15 protein-coding genes are annotated in these 22,302 nt (G+C 62.9%); 12 read left to right on the top strand and 3 right to left on the bottom strand.

Translation table 11 applies throughout. From position 1 onward, the window contains the following. The first annotated feature begins 100 nt into the window (after positions 1-100). From LDO26_RS06435 to LDO26_RS06410, 6 genes are all read left to right on the top strand, one after another. Positions 101-418, top strand: coding sequence for a LysM peptidoglycan-binding domain-containing protein (locus tag LDO26_RS06435; protein ID WP_232130253.1), 318 nt, complete (start codon positions 101-103; stop codon positions 416-418). Between the two features lie 20 nt (positions 419-438). After that, entirely contained in the window at positions 439-933 is a 495-nt protein-coding gene (locus LDO26_RS06430; protein ID WP_232130252.1) for a hypothetical protein, read from the top strand. A 188-nt stretch (positions 934-1,121) separates the two neighbouring features. Continuing rightward, positions 1,122-1,763 carry a GntR family transcriptional regulator gene (locus LDO26_RS06425; RefSeq protein ID WP_232130251.1) on the top strand — a complete coding sequence of 214 codons (642 nt, stop codon included), beginning with the start codon at positions 1,122-1,124 and terminating at the stop codon, positions 1,761-1,763. A gap of 323 nt (positions 1,764-2,086) precedes the next feature. Next, positions 2,087-2,227, top strand: coding sequence for a benenodin family lasso peptide (locus LDO26_RS06420; RefSeq protein WP_232130250.1), 141 nt, complete (start codon positions 2,087-2,089; stop codon positions 2,225-2,227). A gap of 49 nt (positions 2,228-2,276) precedes the next feature. Next, positions 2,277-2,957: a lasso peptide biosynthesis B2 protein gene (locus tag LDO26_RS06415; RefSeq protein ID WP_232130249.1), complete on the top strand. Its 681-nt coding sequence runs from the start codon at positions 2,277-2,279 to the stop codon at positions 2,955-2,957. Then, positions 2,957-4,699: an asparagine synthase-related protein gene (locus tag LDO26_RS06410; protein WP_232130248.1), complete on the top strand. Its 1,743-nt coding sequence runs from the start codon at positions 2,957-2,959 to the stop codon at positions 4,697-4,699. Before LDO26_RS06415 ends, LDO26_RS06410 begins: the two co-directional genes overlap by 1 nt. Here LDO26_RS06410 and LDO26_RS06405 read toward each other — a convergent pair. Together LDO26_RS06405 and LDO26_RS06400 are read right to left on the bottom strand one after the other, a co-directional pair. Continuing rightward, on the bottom strand, positions 4,696-6,753 hold the full coding sequence (locus LDO26_RS06405; protein ID WP_232130247.1) for an Atxe2 family lasso peptide isopeptidase: 2,058 nt from the start codon (positions 6,751-6,753) through the stop codon (positions 4,696-4,698). The two genes, LDO26_RS06410 and LDO26_RS06405, sit on opposite strands and share 4 nt — an antisense overlap. A gap of 69 nt (positions 6,754-6,822) precedes the next feature. After that, a complete protein-coding gene (locus LDO26_RS06400) occupies positions 6,823-9,111 on the bottom strand; it encodes a TonB-dependent receptor plug domain-containing protein (RefSeq protein ID WP_232130246.1) in 2,289 nt (762 codons plus the stop codon). Positions 9,112-9,512: 401 nt separating this feature from the next. Between LDO26_RS06400 and LDO26_RS06395 the strand changes: the two genes are divergently transcribed. Both LDO26_RS06395 and LDO26_RS06390 read left to right on the top strand, forming a co-directional pair. Beyond that, positions 9,513-9,842, top strand: coding sequence for a helix-turn-helix domain-containing protein (locus LDO26_RS06395; protein ID WP_232130245.1), 330 nt, complete (start codon positions 9,513-9,515; stop codon positions 9,840-9,842). A gap of 237 nt (positions 9,843-10,079) precedes the next feature. Next, positions 10,080-10,367, top strand: a complete 288-nt coding sequence (locus tag LDO26_RS06390; protein ID WP_232130244.1) for a helix-turn-helix domain-containing protein — start codon at positions 10,080-10,082, stop codon at positions 10,365-10,367. 1,067 nt (positions 10,368-11,434) lie between these two features. Here the strand turns inward: LDO26_RS06390 and LDO26_RS06385 are convergent. Further along, complete coding sequence (locus tag LDO26_RS06385) at positions 11,435-11,623, bottom strand: hypothetical protein (protein ID WP_232130243.1); 189 nt, start codon at positions 11,621-11,623, stop codon at positions 11,435-11,437. 128 nt (positions 11,624-11,751) lie between these two features. Between LDO26_RS06385 and LDO26_RS06380 the strand changes: the two genes are divergently transcribed. From LDO26_RS06380 to LDO26_RS06365, 4 genes are all read left to right on the top strand, one after another. Beyond that, entirely contained in the window at positions 11,752-13,089 is a 1,338-nt protein-coding gene (locus tag LDO26_RS06380) for a DNA cytosine methyltransferase (protein ID WP_232130242.1), read from the top strand. Between the two features lie 159 nt (positions 13,090-13,248). Then, the gene (locus LDO26_RS06375; RefSeq protein ID WP_232130241.1) at positions 13,249-15,246 is read left to right on the top strand and encodes a hypothetical protein; all 1,998 of its coding nucleotides are present in this window, start codon (positions 13,249-13,251) and stop codon (positions 15,244-15,246) included. A gap of 68 nt (positions 15,247-15,314) precedes the next feature. Further along, positions 15,315-16,775, top strand: coding sequence for a hypothetical protein (locus LDO26_RS06370; protein ID WP_232130240.1), 1,461 nt, complete (start codon positions 15,315-15,317; stop codon positions 16,773-16,775). Continuing rightward, positions 16,772-22,300, top strand: a complete 5,529-nt coding sequence (locus LDO26_RS06365) for an ATP-binding protein (protein ID WP_232130239.1) — start codon at positions 16,772-16,774, stop codon at positions 22,298-22,300. The genes LDO26_RS06370 and LDO26_RS06365 overlap by 4 nt, the downstream gene beginning before the upstream one ends. The last annotated feature ends 2 nt before the right edge of the window (positions 22,301-22,302 follow it).

The raw sequence follows: 22,302 nt of genomic DNA, 5'->3' as shown, positions 1-22,302 counted from the left end.
GAATGCGCGCGTTACCCCCGACGACCGGCGTGATGCGCCCTGCACGGCACACCTGCCACGCTTGCAACCGGCCCCAGCCAACTGGGAAGGAGCCTGACCCATGAGCAACGACAACAAACCCGATTTTTCCAAGGTGCAGGGCGGCGTCAGCACCACCGAGGAAGTGGCCGCGCCCAAGGCCGACTTCAGCAACGTGCAGTCGAAGGTGACCTCCACCGAGGAGATCATCACCGAGCGCAGCCATACCGTGGAGAAGAACGAGAACCTCTCGAAGATCTCCAAGCAGTACTACGGCACGCCCAACCGCTGGCGCGAGATCTTCGACGCCAACCGCGACCAGCTCGACAACCCCGACCTGATCAAGCCCGGACAGGTGCTGCGCATCCCCGGCGCGGACGCCGGCACCGACAACGCCTGACCCTACAAGGACACACCACCATGCACACCTCTACCCGCAACCTGCTGGCCGTCGCGCTGATCGGCGGCGTCGCCCTCGTCGGCTGCAAGAAGGACGAACCCGCGGTCGCACCGCCGGCCGCGACCCCGCCGGCCGCTGCCGAGCCCGCTGCGCCGCTGCCGTCCGCCACCGACACCGCCCGGGTCTCGATCGTCTCCGTCGACCTCGGCACCAATGTCGGCACCGACCAGAAGATCAGCACCCCGACCACGAGCTTCGCGCCGAACGACACCATCATCGCCTCGGTCAGCACCAACGCCGCCGGCAACGAGCCCGTCACCGGCAACCTGCATGCCAAGTGGACCTTCCAGGACGGCCAGACCGTGCACGAGGAAACCACCGCCATCAACTTCACCGGTCCCGGCACCACCAACTTCCAGATCAGCCAGCCCGGCGGCCTGCCGGCCGGCAGGTACAGCGTCGACATCTCGCTGGACGGCGCCAGCAACCGCAAGGTCGACTTCGAAGTGAAGTAAGCACCACGGCAGGACGACCGGGCCGGTACGGGCCGGACAGGAGAAGGGCGCGATGCGAGTCGCGCCCTTTTTCTGTGCGCGCTCGAAGGCCTGCGCCGGGCCACATCGCCGGAACCCGCGAAACCCTGCCCCGCGCCCGATCCGCGGTTTTCTGTAACATCCAGCGCAGGGAGGCCGCATACGCAGACATGGAGTCGGCGATGAGTGAGAACCACTCCAAGAGTGCATTCCTGCATGGACGGATCAGGCGGGCGCTGCAGTGCGGACGCTACGTCCCCGGCCAGCGCATCGACCCGGCCATGCTGGCCGACGAGTTCGACACCAGCCCCACGCCCGTCCGGCTGGCCCTGATGCGACTGGTCGGCGAAGGCCTGGTCGCCGATTGCGCCCGCGCCGGGCTGCACGTCCCGTTGCCCAACGAAGTCACGCTGCGCGACCACTACGACTGGATGCAGCGCCTGCTGCTGATGGCGTGCCGGATCGATGCCGCTCCGGTCACGCGCAGGACGACAAGGCCCAAGACCGCTTCCGCCGGCGACGACCTGGTGAAGCGGACATGGCAACTGTTCGACGCCATCGCCCGCGCAAGCGCCCACCGGTCCCTGCACCAGGCCGTGAAGCAGGCCAACGACCGGCTGGCACCGGTACGCCGTGCCAAGCAGGGGCTGATCGAGGACGCCTTCGAAGAACTCTCGACGCTGGACCGGCATTGGCAGCAGCGCGACATCCCTGCCCTCGAAGCCGCAATCCGCGCCTACCACGAACGCCGCAAGCGGCTCACGCCCTGCATCGTGGCTGTGCTCAACGACGGCCTCGACGCCCTCCACTGAGAGAGATACCTCGCCTGCAAGCGGGCGACGGCCGTGCGCCGCACCCGTAGCCTGCATCGCGCGGACTCCACTGCGCGGTGCGTCCGCCACAAATTCCGCCGCGATCCGCGTATCGCGGAAGTCAGCACCAGGGCGCCCGGCGTGCGACACCGTACCTGCGCACATACCGGCGCCCCACTCCGGACCACCACTGCAGGGACAGCCATCACAGACCGGAAATAATTACCAGATAATCACGCAATAATTATTTGAAAATCAAAAACCCAGCCTCCTACGCTGCAATCGTCATGGGACGTCCGTGACGCAGACCGAAGGAGACAGAGATGGGCACCAACGAAAACACCCGCACCAACGCGTCGGAAGACATCATCGTGCTCGGTGTCGCAAGCGTCGAGACGAAGGGCACACGCCAGGGCAATGAACCGATGGGCGGACGACCCGTCCCCGGGCTCTCGGACGAGTGAGAGGTAGGGCGCACCGGAAGGTGCGCCCTTTCCTGCCGGGATACGCCACATGCGTTATCAACTGGACAGCGATCTCTCCTACTGCACGATCGACGGTCACCTCATCTTCCTGGATCTCCGCAATGATCGGTACTTCAGGCTGTCGAGCGCGATGGAACGCTCGTTCCTGAATTTTGTCGAAGGCAAGCGCCATCCAGATGTAGATCTCGAGGGACTGATCGCCCATGAAATGCTGGTCGACGCAAACGACAACGCAGGAAGCATCGTGCAGCCATCCGTCGGGCGCCCCGCCCGGAGTGCAATCGAGCGATCGGAGAACTGCAAGTCGATTCCTGTTGACACCTGCGTGCACGTTTTCTGGATTGTCTACTCGACATGGCTGCAGTTGAGAACAGCGAAGCTCAAGAACACGCTGGATGCACTGGCGTCCTATCGTCAGCGACATGCCTCCGGGAGCGAACCGGATTCTTCGGACAGGCCGGAACACCTTTTATGCGATGCGGCCGCCGCATTCCGGAAAGCACGTCTGTATGTACCCGTCGAAACATGTTGCCTACCCGACTCCATATCGATGGTCAGGTTTCTGGCCAGACAGGGTCTGTACGCCAACCTCGTCTTTGGCGTCATGAATGATCCTCTCTCGGCACATTGCTGGGTACAGGCAGGACCTCTGGTATTGAACGACACGACCGGCAACGCCAATGCCCATACACCTATCCGGGTAGTGTGATGGCCTACCGGTATATCGCCCTGATTGATGCCGCTTATCGTGCCGAACGCCCTTTGACTGGCGATGCGGAACACGGGCTTCGCGCGATGGACATGCACCAATGCATGCAGACGGCTGCATTCACGCTGTATGTCTCCGGGGATACGCCCACGATCCGGCTGTCCGGATCTGGCGTCATCATCGGACACCTCTTTTCCAGGAGCGGAGCACCCATAACGAACGAGGCGGAAATTCCCCACCATTCGGATGGAGCCAGGCTCCGCAGACTCATCCTGGAGAACTGCTGGGGCGCCTACCTGATTATCCAGCCGGGACCGGACAATAGTCACGACCTTGAAATAACCCGGGACCCGGAGGGAGGGATGCCATGCTTCCATCACGTGGATGCCGACGCCGGATTCCTGGCTTCCGACCTCGAACTGCCGACACGGATGGGCCTGTACCGGAAACGCATCGACTGGGAATCCATTCTCCACCGGTTGATCTATCCCGACATCAAGACCTCGCGCACCGGACTGGACCGCTTCGAAGAGCTGCTTCCCGGCATCCGATTGACACTTCGCGGATCGAGCGCCTCTACCCATACGGAATGGTCTCCCTGGGATTTCGTCGGCAGAGGCCGGCGCCACGACAACAGCGATGTCGCAGCTGCCGCCGTCCGCAGCGCAACGGATACGGTTGTAGGGGCCTGGGCGATGACCGACCGGTCCGCCCTTCTTGAGCTATCGGGTGGGCTCGACTCGTCCATCGTCGGAGCCAGCCTGAAAGGAAGCGCCGCGCATGTGGTCTGCTGCACCATGGTGACGCCCGTTCCCGGTGCCGACGAACGCCAATACGCCTGCCAGATCGCAGACCTCCTGGGCGCGACCCTTGATGTACAGACGCTTCGCTTCGAGTACGGGCTTCACGACTTCGATCAGCATCCCCAACCGGCATCACCGAGAGTCGGGATGTTGCAGCACGCCACGGACACGATCATGGAGCTGGCGAGGCGCCGTCATGGCGCGGCCAGCTTCTTCTCGGGAGGCGGCGGCGACACGGTGTTCTGCTATCTGACAACAGCTGCACCCGCGGCGGATGCCTTCCGGGTGCTGGGATTCCAGCAGGGATTCCGAGCAATCCGGAACCTGGCGGAACTGCACCAGTGCACGCTCTGGAGAGCCGGGCGATTGACGGTGTCTAAGCTTGTCCGGCCACCGGAGTCTCCCTACAGGGCGATTCATGAGCTGATCAATCCGGCCAATATCGAGTGCGCTCCGGAGAAGCACCCGTGGCTCGACGCCCCGGATGCCGCCCTGCCGGGCGATCGGGAGCGCATCTTTGCCCTGGCGACGACGCAGGTGTACCGGGACTCCGCACCGCGCGGCCTGCGACGGCACCTGCGCCTGCCGCTCCTGTCCCAACCGGTAATGGAGGCTTCGCTGCGAACGCCAAGCTGGATGTGGATCTCGGATTCGCACAACCGCGCGGTCGCCAGAAAGGCATTCGCCGACGTGCTCCCCACCGATGTCATCACCCGCCGGAGCAAGGGGTCATTCGCCGGCTACGTTGGTGCACTGTATGCGAGAAACAGGGAACGGATCCGGGACTACCTCCTGGATGGCCATCTGCAGGCCCACGGAATTCTGGACGCCCGGGCGTTGCGACAATCGACCGACCGCGACCTCGCTCCTCGCGATTGCTCATACGAGCGCGTACTCGAACTGTGCATGGTCGAGAACTGGGTGCGGCACCAGATCTAGGGACTGACATCCCGCATCGATCGCCATCGCGCGTACTGGGAGGCCTTGGCGGGGTCCGGATCCTCGAAATTCTTCAACCAGAACTGGAACCAGTCCACGTTGCGCTCGTACACGGCAAGCTTGTGCCTGGGCTGGAACTTCTGATGGGCCTCGTTGGGATAGACGTACAGGTCTGCGCTTCCACTACGGATAAGCGGGACGGCATAGTCGACCGAATGGAGATACTCCTGCTCCGGCAGTTGCATGAGTATCGGGGTCCTGATGCTTTCGATGTTGAATGCCGGCGACAGCCTCTTCCACTGTCCGGGCGTCTCATCCGGGGTTCCCAGCTGCCAGTAGGTGCTCAATCGCGAGAAGAACACCTCGCCCTGCATGCTCATGAGGGCATGCGCGAGCGGCGAGAAGGCAATGCTGCTCACCGATGCCGCCGACAGCATGTCGGAGTTCATGGCCACCCACAGAGTCACCTCGGTGCCATGGCTCAGCCCACCCATGCCTATCCGTGTCCTGTCGACCTCCCCTTTCGAGTCCAGCAGGTCCACTGCGCTCTCGACTGCGGACCGGCCGAGTTCGAACCGGCTTACCGCATCCGTATCACCTGGCGGCGCATTGATGCACAACGCGGATATCCCAAGACCCGCCAGCGTCGCCAGCGGCCACTCGTCCCCGAGGCCGCCTCGAACGAAGCCCGAACACCAGTAGTAGGTGATGAACAGTGGCGAAGCGCCGCCGTTGCCCCGGACCGGGTAGTACAGACCGTTGAACTGCCGCCCCTGTGCGTCCTTCCAGACCAGCAGCCGCGCCGCCACGCTTGCCATGTCGGAGGCGATCGCCGCGTTGGGGTCGAACATGACCTTGCGACGCCCGGACGCCAGATCCACCCGCTCCAGCCGGGGTGGGCGATTCGCGTCCGCCGCAACACAGACCATCGCTTCGGCAGTGACGGCGCACGGACTGGACGCAACACGGCCGCCATTGAGCAAGCCGCGGGACCGCACCAGCAGAGAGACCTCGCCGGTCTCCACGTCCCACCGGAAGATCGACTGTGCGTGGCTCTCGTCCGGATCGGTCACCGTAAACAGGACCTCATGGCTACCGGGCCTCCACTGGAGGCCCGTAATCGCCTTCTCCGTGCAAGGCCCGGCACGACAGCGGATGAACCGGCCGGTCTCCCTGTCGGCCAGGACCGACAGCGCCACCTCCGGCACGGCTCCGGTATCCGGCCACTCCTCGACGGGGGCCAGAATGGCGATGCGCCCCGTCCGCCCGTCCTGCGCCTGCCTCAAGGGCTCGAATCCCCCCACGGAGCCGACTGCCGTCTCCGGTCCCGGCAGTACCTCGGACTTCGCAAGTTCCCGCGCACGTCCGGTTGCCAGATCAACGGCCTTCCAGCGGTCGGGCGCCTGTGCCAGCAGCGGAGAACGCATGACGTCGCTGTCGAGCAGACGTTGCGTCATCCACCGCTGGTCGAGATAGCCCGATCGGAACAGCCCCTGGCCGATCGGCACAGTCTCGTCGATAAGGATGCCGTTGTCGTATTCGGCCTGCTCCGCAGCAGCCACTTCGTCGCGGGTGGCGCCAACGCTGTACATCAACACACGGCCATCGGGACCCAGCTGGAAGTCCCTCACGTCCGCTGGATCGGAAGTGACCGCCCTGACATTCGAACCATCCGCGGCGGCCCGCCACACACCGACCCTGCCATCCATCAGCGCGCGATAGTAGATATGCCGCCCATCGGGCGACCATACGGCCGGCATCGGCACGAGCGTCGCTCCATCGGACTCACGCAAAGGGGGCCCTGCTTCCGCCACTTTTCGCGGAGGCGATGTGCCGTCAATCCGCTGGACATACCAGACCGTGTCATGGGTGTTGCGCTCCACGCTGGGCTGCTCCACCCGGTACGCAACCATGCTTCCATCCGGTGAAGCGCCCGGATGACTGATGTCGGCGACTTCCACCAGCTGGCGCGGCGAGACCACCTGGGCATGGAGGCCGCCAGCCAGTATCGCGCACACACCGGCCGCCAGCAGCCGTCCTGGAATCGTGCTCATCGAGCTCCCCCACCCGCCCATCACGCGGGATCCTTGACATCCATCCTCGCCTCGCGCCAACACGCCTCTTTACCAGTGCTTCGACACCGAGATACTGGGAAACCGACCAATGGCGGAGGCATTCGTCGAGTCGTAGGGCACATCCGTGATCGCAAGGGGGCTGTAGAGCGGTGGCGCCCGGTTCAGGACGTTCTGGATGGAGAGTCCCAGGTCGAATCCGGACCGGACGCCTCCACGCCTGACGATGGCGTACTGCAGCGCGAGGTCGAAGGTGGTGAATGACGCGAGGCTCTGGTCCGCAGCCCGGTAGGTCACGCCGCTGGTGTAGTTGACGAACGAAGAGGCAGTGAGCCCGCCTTCGGTCCACACCGCTCCCAACCGGCCACGAACCCTGGCGGGATAGAAGATCGTGCCCGCCAGATCGAATGCGCCCTGCCCCGGGGCGTTCTGCTGCGTGCTGTCCAGCCAGCTTGCCGAGCCCCGCACCGCCAGTTGGCCGCCCCCGATATCCCGACGATAGGATCCGGAAAGGTCGATGCCCGATATCCGCTGGCGCCTCGCGTTGACGTACTGGCCGAGGCCGATCGCCACCACGTGGGCCGGATCGTACGGATTCCCTGTCCAGTTGTAGAAGCCGTCCGAGTAGGTCGCGAGCAGTTCCGCCTGGTCTTCAGGCGTCGGCGAGAAGTCGAGGAACCCGGCGACCGCAGGGTCGCCCAGAATCTGGCCGAATGCCGCGAACGGCTGCACCACGCGCTCCCGGTAGTCGATATCGAACCACGTCAGCTCGACTTCGAGTCCGGGCAGCCGCTCGGGATGCAACACCAGGGATACCGTGGTCGTCGTGGCACGCTCCGGCCCGAGATCCGGATTGCTCCCCCACGACAACAGCACGGCATCCTCGGCGCCATACCCGGTGCCGCCGATCATGTCCGGAGGCACCAGATAGGCCACGAGGTTCCCGTGCCGCTCATTCAGTGTGGGCGCCTTGAACGACCTGCCCCACGAGGCCTTCATGGTGACGTCGCTGCCCGGCCCATAGATCACGCCGAGTTTGGGCGTGGTCACACGCCCGAAGCTGTCGTGATCCTCGGTACGTACTGCGGCAGTGGCCGCAAGCCTGCGCACGAAGGGAACGTCCGAGCGGGGACCAATCAACGGCAGGCTCGATTCCACATACGCGAACCGGCTGCCTTCCGCACTCCGCTCCCGCATCCCCTCCAGCCAGTCGTGCTTCAGCAGTCCGTTTCTCCTGTAGCCGGCGCCGAGCGCCAGTCGCGCTTCACCCCCAGCCAGTTCGAACAGCGGCCCTTCGACGCTTGCCTCGTACGACCGGCTGTCGTTGCAGTTGCACCCCTCGGCCACCAGTTCGGACTCGTCCGTGCCTGGCGTGACCATCCACACCCTGTCCACGTTCTCGTCCCTGGCCCAGGTTCCGCCGACCAGCATCGACCAGTCGCCCGGGAGGCCGACCTCGACGGATGGCGCCACAAGCGAAACGGCACCATCGTATTTCTGGTCGTAGTAGAAGCCCGCGCCGTTCTGGTAGTCGACCTGCTCGCGCTCGGTCCTGAGCGCATCCACGCGCAGCTCGACGCTGCCACCCAAAGACTGGTGGACACTGAGCAGGCCGCTACGGAGTTCGCCTCCCGGATAGAGGACGAACGGCATTCCCATGTGCCTGGTGTAGGACCGCTGATCGGCGCCGACCGGATCGACGGACACGTTCCTGTAGGTTGCGATCAGGCCACCGCTATCCCAGACGGTGCCGGCGGTCCCATTGAATTCCCATGTGTCGAGTCCGCCGCCACTCGACCGACCATAGCGCGTACCCAGGGCGATCCCGTCGAAGTCGCGCTTTAGGATCACATTGCCTACACCGGCAACGGCATCGGATCCATAGATTGCCGACGCTCCATCGGCCATGATCTCGATGCGATCCACGGCCTCGACCGGAATCGCACTGATGTCCACCGCCTGCATCAGGCCACCGTAGGCCAGACGTCGGCCGTTGAGGAGTGTCAACGTTGCGTCCGGACCGATACCCCGCAGATTGAGGCTGGACCCGCCACCGGCATTCTGGTTGTAGATGTTCCCGGATCCGGTGGCGCTCACGACGCCCGGATTCTGCCCACCGCCGAAGTTCTGCGGCACGCTGCGGATCACCTCACCAAGGTCGGAGAAACCCTCCTCCCGGATCCGCTCGCTGCCGATCGTGATCACCGGCGAAGGCGTTGTGCCGCCGCGGATGCGCGTGCCGGTGACGATGACGGTTGCCATGTCCGTGGATGCCGGTGGCTGCTGTACTGATTCTTCGGGGAAAACGGCATCATCTTCGCTGGGCGGCTGGGCATCCATTTCCTGTTCTTCCGCAAATCTCCAGATTGCGGATTGCCCAGCCGCAGCCGATCCGGCCGTACCAGTGACACCGATGACCAAGACGATGCAAACAGCGTTGCACAAAGCTCTAGTCTTCATGTTTCGTCCTTTGTTCTTCCCCTCTCGGCGCCCTGAAGGCCGTTGCCTGGCTACAGGCCCCGGCTCAACCACAGACGGTCCAGAACTCGACGCCGGCGGAGTTGCCATGACTTCGCCTTTCCCCTAGGCGCTCCGGGGCGCAGTTGCCCCTCAACCGGATCGCCAAGCAAAAGCTTCTGACACTACGATAAACGTAGTGATGTTGGATATTACGTTTTACGTAGTATTCGAGTCAAGCAGTCATCCGGAAGCTTCTGCATATCGGTTCCAGATATGCAGGCATGACCCGGAAGCAATCAGACAACCTCTACGGACGACGCCTGCGTCAAGCACGGGAGAGCTACGGCTTTAAACAACGTGAACTGGGCGTGGCGGCGGGACTCGACTACTCTGCCGCAGGCACCACTGTCAGCCGCTATGAGAATGGGGTTCATCAAGCGAAGCCTGGGTTGCAGAAGAGATTCGCCCAGGTTCTGGAACTCCCACTAAGCTTCTTCTTCACTGAAGACGAAGAGGAGGCACGGTTGATCGCGGAATCCGAACGCAGCAACAAGCCCGCGAGAACACTCATCGAGACTAAGAAGATCATTGCGCAGATGAAGCGCCTGTAGGATGCCGTGACGCGGCATGACACCACTCGCCTTCGGCGGCGCTCTTGGGCACAGCAATACAAGCTGTAAAGAAGAGGAACCCAGCTCTCCCGTCGGTCACGCGCGTGAGTCGCGCGAACAAGTACCCCTGAAATTGCTGTTCTTGACGAGTGCCGTAGATACTACGTTAATCGTAGTATCGCGAATGCATGTGCATCTGGAAGCTTCCCCGCATGGAAGTCCAGAACACATGCAAACGTGGCTGAGAAGGGATCTCTCCCCATCTACAGCCGCCGGCTGCGCGAGGCTCGCGAAGCCCATGGCATCTCCCAGCGGGCCTTGGGCATCCAGGCTGGTTTGGACGAATTCGTCGCCAGCACGCGCGTCAACCGGTACGAAGCTGGTGTACATCAACCCGATCTACAGACCTTGCAACATCTGGCGCAAGTCCTTGGACTGCCGGTGGCTTATTTCTACGCTGAAGACGATGACCTTGCACAGCTGATTGCAAACTTCAAAGGCGGCCGAGCCAAGACCAAGCGCTAAAGGAAAGCTTTGTTGGATGCCAAGTAACAGACGCTTGTTGCAGGTAGGACAATCCCGACACAGCATTGCGGCAGGCACCGATAGTCCAGACCTTGGCAGGAGAGCATCCTCAACCCCGCCAGCAACGCGCGATCCCCGACTTCCCCCGGGTAGCCAGACGCGCGGGCCAGGGAACGGAGCACCCCGGCCGCTGGCCTCTAAATTGATTCGTCAACCGCAAAGCCTGACTGGGAAAAGTAGTCAGTATCGCGAGCACTGACGAGGATCGCGGTAACCCGAAGCACAATGAACCCCAAGAAGGCGTGGCTAAGGTCTAACAGCCCCCTCGCCGCACCGCACACCGTAAGTGCGCTTCGCATAGCGAGGACGGCCACCTACCCGGCCACGAACAGCCCACCGGTCCAGATCTGCTCGTCGCACGGGCCCGGCGTCGCGCGCGACAACAACGCGTAATTGCTTCCGGCGCGCAGTACAGGTACTCGAGTGGTGTCATCGGGTTCAAAGCCGACTCCGCAGGCATCGCGAACTCCCGGGACAGCTCCTCGATATCCCATCTCCACATCAGCGGGACCCGGGGCTTGTGGCAGACGATGATGCCGCCCGGGCCAGCAGGTCGCGCAGCATCCAGCATCCATCTACCGGCCAACGGCAGTTCCAGGTGCAACTCGTCGATCCAGCGCCATAACGGCATCTTGGGCGAGGGCTGGCCGAAGTAGACGCTACGCTGCCCAGTACCCATGGCTCAAGCCGGTAGGCCCAGCCATCGATAGGATTTCCAGATTCTCGGGGCCAGTTCTAGAGGCGATTGACACGCAGCACGGATAGCTGCCAGGTCCCACCGGCGACCTCCGCAAACCAATGATGACCGCCGCCGGAACACCGTTCGGCGGCGCTACACTCGCGCCACTTGCGGAGACACCGACACCCAGGGAGTCCTTGCCAACCGGCCCAGTCGCAACCATTGAGAACCCCGATACCCATGATGGTGCGCGGCCCCAACTGCCGTGAACCACGCTCTGGGTGAGCCACGCGACAGCCTACCCGGAACATGCAATGCCAGAAGGAAGCTAGAGTAGAATTCGTGCTCCACGGGGAGGCAGCGTGAACACGCTAGCGATACTGCGACGTACCTTGCCGCCGCCCGGCCGGCGCCTTTTTACTGCCTCGCGGGCGATGCTCCATCCCTGGATGGCCCAGACAATCGGGAAGAACTCGGCGCGTGGCTGGTCAATCGAGTACCAGGTCTCTTCCAGCATGCGAACCTCCTAGGACGGCAGGAATGCCAAGACATTTCTCCACCAACCATGGCCCTATTCGCCAAGAAGGCAACTGCAGATTGCCCAAGCATCTCATGCAACCAAAAGTCGGCGAAACAAGGCACGGCATGCCCAAGTACAAGTTCGTAGACCTCTTCTCAGGCTGTGGCGGCTTGTCGCTAGGCCTTTCCATGGCTGGCCTCCAAGGCCGGTTCGCCGTAGAGCGCGACCCGATGGCATTCGATACGTTCTCAGACAACTTCCTAGGTGACCGGGAAGTCCCCATTGGCAGGTTCGACTGGCCGTCCTGGCTGGAGAAGCAGGCCTGGGGGATCGATGACTTGCTAGACAAGCACCATGCAGACCTTACCGGCCTGCAAGGCACGGTCCAGGTGCTTGCAGGGGGCCCCCCATGCCAAGGATTTAGCTTCGCAGGCCGCCGGCGGGAGGACGACCCCCGCAACCAGCTGTTCGAGAAGTACGTCCAGGTCGTCGACACCATCAAGCCCTCCATCCTGGTCTTGGAGAACGTACCAGGAATGAAGGTTGCCCATTCCAGCAAGGATGGGGAAGAAGAAGCCCAAGGACAGGCAGCAGAATCCTACTACGACAAGCTCAAGAGAAGTCTCGAGGCCGTCGGATACGATGTCCATGGCGAGATCGTGGACGCCTCCCGGTTTGGCGTACCCCAGCGCCGCTCGCGGCTAATCGTCATTGGAATCAAGAAGCCCCTTGCCTCCAAGCTAGACGAGGGCATCATGCATGCCTTCAAGGCACTTGAGGCCATGCGGCTCGAGATGCTCTCCAGACGCGGCTTGCCGCGGATAAAGCCAGTCTCCGCGCAGGATGCGATATCCGACCTCTTGGTCGAACAGACATTGACCCGGCCTTGCACGGACCCCTTCTCCCGCAAAGGCTTCGAGGAGGCTTTTTATCTCGGGCCACAGACAAACTACCAGCGGGTAATGCACAAGCATTGCCGGAGCGATGCCATGGATAGTATGCGTCTGGCAAGGCACAGGGATGATGTCCGGGCACGCTTCAAGAAGATCATCCGCGAGTGCGAACAAGGAGTGCGAATGAACGAGATAAGCCGGGCAAGGTTCGGCCTCAAGAAACACCGCATATACCCAATGTCGCCCTCGGAACCTGCCCCGACGATCACGACCTTGCCGGACGATGTCCTCCACTACTCGGAGCCCAGGATACTCACCGTGAGGGAGAGTGCCCGGCTGCAGAGCTTCCCGGACTGGTTCCGTTTCCGCGGCAAGTTCACGACGGGGGGGAAACGGCGCACCAAGGAATGCCCGCGCTATACCCAGGTAGGCAATGCAGTGCCGCCCTTGCTCGCTGAGGCCATCGGCCTTGCCGTCGTATCCATCCTAGACATGTTGGAGCATGCATCCGTGCATCACGCGCAGGCCAACGTTGCGCACCAGCAAGAACCCATGGTTGCCATGGCATAGAAGAAGCGAAGGAAGGGGGAGTACATGGATTGCACAGCGAAGCCGGATGCTAGGTTCCCAAGGGATCTCCTCGAATGGGCCGGACACCATTCCGGCGGGGTCAAGCGGCTGTTCGATCCTGCTAGCGGCAGACCTGCCCGGGAACTACTGAGGACCCACTTGATCTCGCGGCTTGAGTCATGGGTCGAGGAAATCACATCCGGGACTCATGGCGCGCCTCGGATATTGCTACTCGTTGGCGGGCCAGGAAACGGAAAGACCGAGGCAATCGAACACACCATCAATTGCCTGGACAAGGATCTGGCGGCAGGTGGCAAGCTCGTGGAAGAGCTCTCCATACGGTTCCATCCGCCTCCCGGGCAACCTGTCGCAAGGGTTGTCGATGTCGACGCAGGCGGCCTTGCATCCATTCCACGGCCAATGCGGCTCTCCATCGTGCAGGACGCATCCGCCACCGCGGGGCACGAAGGACAAGGAGCCCCGGCGCTACTAGTCCAGGAGTTGAGTGCACTGCTGGAGGGGCCCAGTGAGCAGTACTACCTGTGCTGCGTGAACCGTGGCGTCCTCGACGATGCATTGATCCATGCTCTCGACCACGGACTAGGCGAGGCTTGCAGATTGCTGGAGACCGTCACCCGCTCTGTCAGCCTATCGTCCACGGCCCTCTCGTGCTGGCCACTCGATGGCTTCCCAGAAGTCGCTGCCTGGCCCATGGATGCCGAGTCATTGCTGGTTAGCCCGGAGGACGGACTTCCCTCCCCAGCCCAAGCGCTCCTTGCATACGCCACCGCTCCTGCGTATTGGCTGGAGCCAGGCGAATGCCCCGCCAGCGATGCCTGTCCCTTCTGCCATAGCCAAGCGTTGCTCGTCCGCGAAGAACCCCGCGCGGCATTGATCCGAATCCTCCGTTGGTACGAGCTGGCTAGTGGCAAGCGCTGGAGCTTCCGTGACCTGTTCTCGTTGGTCTCCTACCTGTTGGCAGGCAATCCCCCTGCAGGGCAAGGCCAGCAGGGCGACCCGTGTCAGCGGGCCGCCCATCTACTCGAACTAGACAAGGCGGGAGAGCGGGCAAGCAAGCCACGGCGACAGCAACTGACCGCCGCTTTCTACCTCGCGGCCTCCCGCTACCAGCATGCACTTTTCCACCGTTGGAACCCGGAAGCCGCCGGTATCTTGCAGCAAGGCATCAAGGATCTTGGACTCGACAAGGGTACGAGCGAGGCACGAGCCCTGTTCGGCCTCCAGTACTTCCTCCAGGAACGCAAGGGCTCATACCTGCCCGCGGCGATCGCCCCCTTGCTGGAAAGCCTGGTAGACCTGCTGGACCCAGCCATGGCCAGCCCGGACCTCGAGATAGAGGTGAGCGGGCGCAGCAAGGTACTACTGGGCGAACTAGACACGAGGTTCAGCCGCTCCATTGCAGGAGGCATCGACTTCGTCCGCAGGTACCAAGTTCTGGCAAGGACCGAGCTCGACTTGCTACGCAGGCTGGCCGGCGCAGACGACCTGCTTTCCTCCCCTGCCATCCGCCGGAGAAATCCGGCGGCAGCAAGTCGCATGCAGCGAGTCCTGCGAGACTTTGCCTGCCGCCTCGTCCGGCGCAGCGTTTGTACACGCTCGGCGGTCGTTTCCGACATCCAAGTGCTAGAGGCCTTCCAGCAAGTAGTAGAAGAAGATGACCGGGGCCAACGGCTCTTCGAGGTTGCCAAGCAAGTAAGGAGCCTGTTGAACCCTGGCCAGGATTTCGAGGTTTCCCTTACTACTACTTTCGGGCAGCCACTCCCGCCAAAACAGAGACAGGCGATCCTCGTCGTGCCAGTCCAGCCGGTCAGGGCGCGTCACCTCCCCACGAACGGGCGACCGCGCTCCCCGATCCGTTTCCTCGAAGTCGGGAAAGGCCATTCCCTGCAGCCCATCGCCCTCACATACGACCTGTTCAAGGCCGTCAAGGAACTGGAGCGGGGACTTTCCCAGGCCTCGCTGCCCCGTACCGTCGTTGCCTTGCTCGACACGACCAAGGCAAGGCTGTCGGGCCCGATCGTGAGAGACCCCGACTTGCTTCCAGATGCTCGGATCAGGATCGGCATGGATGGCACCGAGGTCGGCACTTCCTGGGACGGTAGCTTCGTATCCGTCGCAGCAGAGGGCCAGGCATGACACTTGCAGAGTTCAGGCAATCCCCTTGGAAGAAGTCCCACTCGACATACAAGGATTCCGCGCTTGCCATGAGCCCCGCACCGGAATATGCGAGTTCCGAGGTGCTGGTCGCTGCCCTCTATCGCACTATCGGCTTCGAATCCATCAGCGAGGGTAGTGTTCCACCAGCTGGTCGCGACCTCGAGCAAAGACTTCAGAAACGGCGCGACAGGCGGCAGCCTCCGCCAAGCGGCTCGACTCTAGGCGTGGAAGACTGGAACGCGGTCCTGCATGGCGTGCTCGAGAGCCCAAAGCTCCCCAACCAGTCCGCCAAGCGGTTCCTGCAGGTGACCCCGCTGGTTCCTTCGCTGGCACTCTTTTCCGGTTCGGCCCGCCTTAGCAGCAACTCATGGCCTGCCGGCAACCTCGTGCGGCGCATGGTCTGGCTTGGTTCCCGGGATCCCGGGTCTGCCCAGGCTCTCTGGGGAGCACTCTTCGCAGCCCTGAGCGTCGATGGGCAGGATGATGTCTTTGCCCGTTGGCTCGAGCAGGAAACCGGCGCGTGGGGCAACCCTGCGCCCTGGCAAGCGGCTCCGGTACCCCAGGCGGAAGTTGCCAACCTGTCGACCGATGACTTCGACGGCGTGCGGTTCATGCCAGCCCAGCAATTCGTGAAGGACCTGAACGCGCTCATCGAGGCCAAACAAGCCATGACCCGCCGGCAATGGACAAGCCTGCTGGAGGCCGTCCTCCGGCTTGCCGCCGTGGCGCATGTGACATGGCTATGCGACGTGCACGCAAGGATATGGCGCTGCCTTTCCGATACCCTTGCCGGGAACGGCCCTGCCGGGGCCAGCGACACGCGAGGCACGGTCTTCCCGGACGACGTCCAGTACATGACCTATGGGGGCAAGGCCTTGCAAGGGTTGAAGGACAAGGCATCCGGCTACCTGTCGGCACGCCTGGGGATAAACGCAATCCTATGGTCGCTGTCTGACCTGGGGTTCCCCTACGACGGGGATATTTCATCGAGCGAAGGCATCACCAGGCTGTGCCAGCACGTACGCGACAACCGGCAAGCACTCGCGGACACCGGGATCGTAGCCACGCTTGCTGACATCCGCGAGCAGGAGGCCCGGGCACTGAACTGCAGGAAAGGTATCGGCGACAACCTACTCGAGTTCGCACGGCACACACTGGGCCAACGCCAGACCGCCGTCCAGTTGCTACGGGGATACGACCAGGGCTATGTGCTAAGGAAGAAGGGCAGCAGCCCGTCCAGCCCATGGATCGTCTCGCTGGGGCCCGTCGCCGTGCTCGCGCTTGTCCACTGCGCCCTCGCCGGTATGGGAGGCCCTCGCTCGATCCACAGGCTGAGCCAGCACCTGGCGGCCTACGGCATCGTCGTGGACCGGCAGGATATCGCGCGGAACGACCTAGGCCACCAGCTCAGGATGCTGGGGCTCGTACTGGACAGCCCGGACGCCGAGAGCGGGATGCTGCTGCTCCCTCCCTTCCCCGCTAGCCAGGCCATGGACAAGGAAGCATGAAGAGGCTCGTACATACCCTCGCCAGCATCATCCGGGACAAGGTCCAGGCAGCAACCCGAGAACAAGTAGGCGGCAAGCTGGAATCCCGCTTTGTCTTCCATGGGCCACCGCTGGAAATCCTCGAGAAGGTCTTCGACGAACTCGCTGCCCCTGGCGGGATATTCGTCGCGCATGGTCCCACCAGCGCCGAGGCTGTCCTGCCGGTCTTGCTGCAGCTCCCGCCTGGCCAGGTTCCCGGGGCCAACCCTGGAATCGGCGAATCAGGGAAGTGCGACGAAAGCCATCTCCTGCACGTCCGCAACGATCCCAGCACAGCCAGTTTCGTTGCCCTCATGCCGCCGGGACAACACAGCAACAGGTCCGTGGCATCGACGACGGAGGAGTTCGGCATGAACGCCTCCAACAACACCGGTCATGCGACGTTCGAAGCATGGTGGGAAGATGGGTTCATCCAGTCGCTGGTCACCCGGGGACTCAAGGGCGCGGGTGTCACCGACGACTACATTGACGACGCCAGGCAGCTTGTCGAACGGGCATCCGCGGCAGTCGACGATGCAGTGCCCGGCAAAGGGCCATGGCAGCTCTTGTCGCGCCTCTACTCGATCCACGACGAACCGCAGGGCCTGCAGCCGGGCTCAGCGCTAGCGCTTGCCTGTGGGGTGCCTCCCATGCAGGACGGGGGCATCGCGGCCAAGGTACAGCTCGGCGTCCTGGATAAGATCGCCGACGAGATGGCCGACGGATTCAAGACTGCCATCGACCGGCTAGCAAGCACGGCCACGGCTCCTGAGCCAGTGAACCAGGCGCTCCAGACATTCCTTTCGCACATACAGGCTAGGTGCGAGATACCGACGGCCTTCGAGCGAGCCGCGCCAGCCTTCTACCTGCCCTCGGATACCCTCGAGCTAGAGCCTCCACCTTCGTGGTGGCTGGCCTTGACGAGCGAGTGCTGGTCAGAGCTCCTCGCGGAAGAACCCGATGAGCAAGCAGGCGACCTCTCGATCACCTGCACGAATGCCATCCTCCCTATTGCCAAGGGGATGCCAGCCATCGTCCTGTCCGGCGCGGACCTCTCCATATCCGCGAGCACGCCGGAAGAAGGCATGCCCGTGGAGGTATTGCTTGCCGGCGGGTCCCTGGGCAAGACCGGGACCATGATCCAGGTGGAAGGGACTTCAACCCTCCACGATGCTCCTCCCCCAGGCAGCCAGCGCTCCCCGGCAAGCTACAAGGCAACCGCCCCCGGGCGGAAGACTGCCACTGCCAGGGTCGTCTCGCTCGCCAGCTGGCAGCCAGGCGTCCTCGTCACGTCCAGGTTGGCAACCAAGCTTTCGCTGCCCAAGAAACCGCGCAAGGGCAACGGCCGCGCCGACTGGGAAACCATGCTCTCGGTCCCTGGCCCGGGACGCTACGAGCTCCTCCTCCTCGTGTCCCCGGGCGTCGCCGTGGCACATGCAAAGGGAATCCCCGACGATGCAACCGAGCAAGCCATGGAGGCCCCGCAAGTACTCCAACTACACCCGGCCAAGGACGGTGGCTACCAGGTGGAGATCGATGCCGACAGCAACTACCAGCTCGACGTCTCCTTCCAGGCACCCGGCCGCGGGATGGAGACATGCCGGGTCTATGTAACTTGCCAGGAAGCCAGGGAGGAAGGATGCAGGAGCGAGTTCGAGCGCCTTATCAAGCTCAACCGCCGCCATCTGGAGAAGTTCGACACAAAGGCTATCGTGCAACTTGATCGCCATGCCCGCTCGTCGAGCCTCCAGGCATGGATGCTCGACGAGCAGAACATCGGCAGGTCCTTCGTTCCCTTGGCCCTTTCCGATGACTACGTATCCAAGTGGGCCTCGCCAGACTGGGAATCACCTTCCGGCCCGATCCTCTCGGAAGCCCGATTCCTCCACGATCCAAGGCCCGAGGCCTCGCTATTCGTGCCACCGCCAGGCTTTGTGGAAGCCCGGCTCAAGATCGCCGACCGGATACGAAAGACCAGCGACGAGGCAGGCCTCCTCGAGTCAGCTCCCCTTGGCAAGTGGCTCTCCCGGGATTCCGATTTCCGTACCTTGTTGGAAAACTACCTCGATGGCTATGCCGCATGGCTCGCCGCGGATCGAGCCATCGCCTGCTGGGTCGACGTCATTGCAGTGTGTCCCAGGGAAGCCGATGGTCGCACGCTTGCTCGCGTGCCCGATGCAATCATCCTCTCCCCGCTGCATCCCTTGCGCCTAGCCTGGCATTGCCTGGCACAAGAAGTGCTGTACGACGCGGTAGAAGGCGATGACCCAATGCCTTGCCCTGCAGCGAGCATCCTGGATCCCGACTGCATACCGGACCTATTGGTCATGTCACTGCAAGCTCCCGGTGGACCTGCGGGTGTCGACCAGGTCCCGTACTTGTCCGTCGAATGCAACTCCGACTACTGGTCGGTACTGTGGAACGGGTCGCGCCTCGGCCAGATCGCCGACAAGTCAAGGAAACCTCCATTCGACAGTACCTTCGGCCTGGTCGTCGGGGGGATATCGAGTGGCTTCAGTCCCGCTCAGGTCGGCCGTGCCCTCGAGGACGTCTCCGATCTCCTCGCTGCCAAGCCCATCGTCAGCCTTGTAGTGTCCAGCGGCGGCGGCGCCACTGATGCCTGCAACGAGGGACTTGCCACTTGGTGCACGCGGCGATTCGGCAATGGCGATGTACGTGCAACTATGCAAGGCATCGGCCCGAGGATACTCGAGGTCTTCGATACCAGGCCGGACAGCTCGCGCCCTGACCAGGCCATGGTCGCGAACCTGTCCGAGGACACGGACAACCACGTGCGCTGGTTCGACAAGCAGCCTGCCGGTTCCAAGCCAGACCTCGGCATCATTGCCCAGCTAGATTCGGCGCAACCAGAGTCCACGACAGTCGGCATGCGCTCCCCCCTCGGGACGGGAGGCCTGATCCGGCATCGGATCAGGCGCCAGTTGCACGGGGCATTCCTCAGCGAGTCGCGGCAAGGCTTGCCCGCACCTCCCTCGGGCGAGGTATTCGCGGACAAGGTGGCCCACTGCATCAGCGCGCTGGAGGGGGGGCAAGACACCGCAATCGGACTGCAGTTCGCCCCCAACGTACATGCCGTCTCCAGCATGCTGGAGGAAAAGAAGGCTGGCTTCGTCGCAGTTTCGTCCTCCGCCATCGACCCAGCCTGCTTCCTGGGGGGATGGATCAAGGGTACCTATCTCTGGGACTACGACTTACCCTCCTACTCCCACCGGGCCGGCGATACCAACGGCTATTACTTGCTATCCCAGGTCCGGGATGCCGATCGCGATGCCCTCGCCAGGGTATTGCGTCCCCTACCTGGCTGCAGCCAGCTAGGCGATGGCCAGATCGAGCAAATCCTCCTCGAGGTGGCAAGGCGCGGCATCCCGACAGTCCGCGGCCTCTCCGGCGACGATTCCGGGGCCACCGGCGACCTTGGCCTGTTCCTCGCAGTCCGGCTGCTGCAGGACCAGTTCCGTATGTCAGGCAACCTGAACAGCATACTGCCCGTGCTGTCCGGCTCGCCGGGCGATGCATCCATCGCGATCATCGTCCCTGTCGATCCTTTCCGTGGCTATCTCGCGGATCTCGCCCGGTCGCTCGGCAAGGAGCGCAAGGAAGCCTCGCTCTCACGCCCGGACCTGTTGGTCATAGGTCTTCGCGTTGGCAATGGACCAGTCCGCATCCGTCTCACGCCAGTCGAGGTGAAGTGCCGGCAGCAAGGCAACACGCTCAGCCCGAGGGACGCCAGGGAGGCTCTGGGCCAAGCCAAAGCACTATCCTCGCTATTCAAGGAAATGGAACAGCATGCTGCCAAGTCCCTGGCGTGGAAGCTGGCATACCAGCACTTGTTGCTGTCGATGGTCGGCTTCGGATTGCGTGTCTATAGCCAGCACGTGCTAGCCAAGGAGCAGACTGGACGCTGGGCCAGCTACCACGAGCGCATTGCCGCTGCGATGCTCGGCCCGACCTCGGAGATCACCATCGACGACAGCGGCCGGCTCATTGTCGTGGATGGATCATCCACGAGCAACGCACTCGACCATGATGGGGACGGGTTCCACGAGAGCATCTCCGTGTCCCCGCAGGATGCCGGGCGTATCGTGGGTGGCGACGCCCAGGGCTTCTACGAGACAGTACGAGCCAAGGTTGGCGACTGGCGTCTGCTACCCCCGGGCCACACAGCCAGTACGGCCTCTCCCCCCGTAACCGCGCGCCCCCCAGAGGACGACGGGACCGACATGCCTCCGCCTGCGCCAGAGCCTGACACGCTGGGCGCAGCATCCGGCGATGGCATCACCCAAGGCCAGCCCCCCGGCCTGCATCCACGGGCTAGGACGGGGACCACGATATCCAGCCAGATCCCTGCCGATGGCATTGTCCTGTCGATCGGGAGGACCGTCGATGGCTTCGAGCCCCGCCCGCTTGCGCTGAACGTTTCCGATACCCGACTCAACCACCTCAACATCGGCGTAGTGGGAGACCTGGGAACTGGCAAGACCCAACTCCTCAAGTCGCTAATATTCCAGATCGCCACTGCAAGCCGGGAGAACCGCGGCATCAAGCCCCGGTTCCTTGTATTCGACTACAAGCGTGACTACAGCAGTCCAGAGTTCATCGAGGCAACGGGCGCGCGCGTGGTAAGGCCCACTCGCTTGCCACTCAACTTGTTCGATACCTCGTCGATGGGCGAATCCGTGGCCCCATGGCTGGACAGGTTCCGCTTCTTTGCCGATGTACTAGACAAGGTGTACTCCGGCATTGGCCCCGTGCAACGCGACAAGCTCAAGGGTGCGGTCCGCGGCGCCTACGACGCTTGCACGACGGAAGGCCGACCTCCAACCATCTATGACGTCCATGCAGAATATCGCAAGTTGCTTGCCGGTAAATCTGACTCGCCAATGGCGATAATCGACGACCTCGTCGACATGGAGGTCTTCGAGAAAGACCCGGCCAAGACCAAGCCATTCGACAAGTTCCTCGATGGCATCGTGGTGATATCGCTTGATGCGATGGGTCAGGACGACCGCAGCAAGAACATGCTGGTTGCCATCATGCTGAACATGTTCTACGAGAACATGCTCAGGACTCCCAAGCGACCCTTCGTTGGTACCGACCCCCAACTGCGGGTAGTCGATTCGTACCTGCTGGTCGACGAGGCGGACAACATCATGCGCTACGAGTTCGATGTACTACGCAAGCTGTTGCTGCAAGGCCGGGAATTCGGAACAGGTGTGATCCTGGCCTCGCAATATCTCAGGCATTTCAAGACGGCCACGACGGACTACCGGGACCCGCTGCTGACCTGGTTCATCCACAAGGTCCCCAACGTTACCCCGGCAGAGCTTGGGGCACTCGGTTTCACCGCCGACCTGGGCGAGCTTTCCGAACGGGTAAAGACCCTGCCCAACCACCACTGCCTCTACAAGACAGCCAGTGTCGCCGGCGAGGTGATCCGGGGACTCCCGTTCTACGAACTCGCGAGGAATGGCTCCAGCGGGGCCTAGAG

Origin of the sequence: Proluteimonas luteida (assembly GCF_021191695.1) — a bacterium.
Classification (GTDB): domain Bacteria; phylum Pseudomonadota; class Gammaproteobacteria; order Xanthomonadales; family Xanthomonadaceae; genus Luteimonas; species Luteimonas luteida.
The sequence above is the reverse complement of the archived record's forward strand: the minus strand, read 5'-3'. Positions and strand labels throughout refer to the sequence as shown.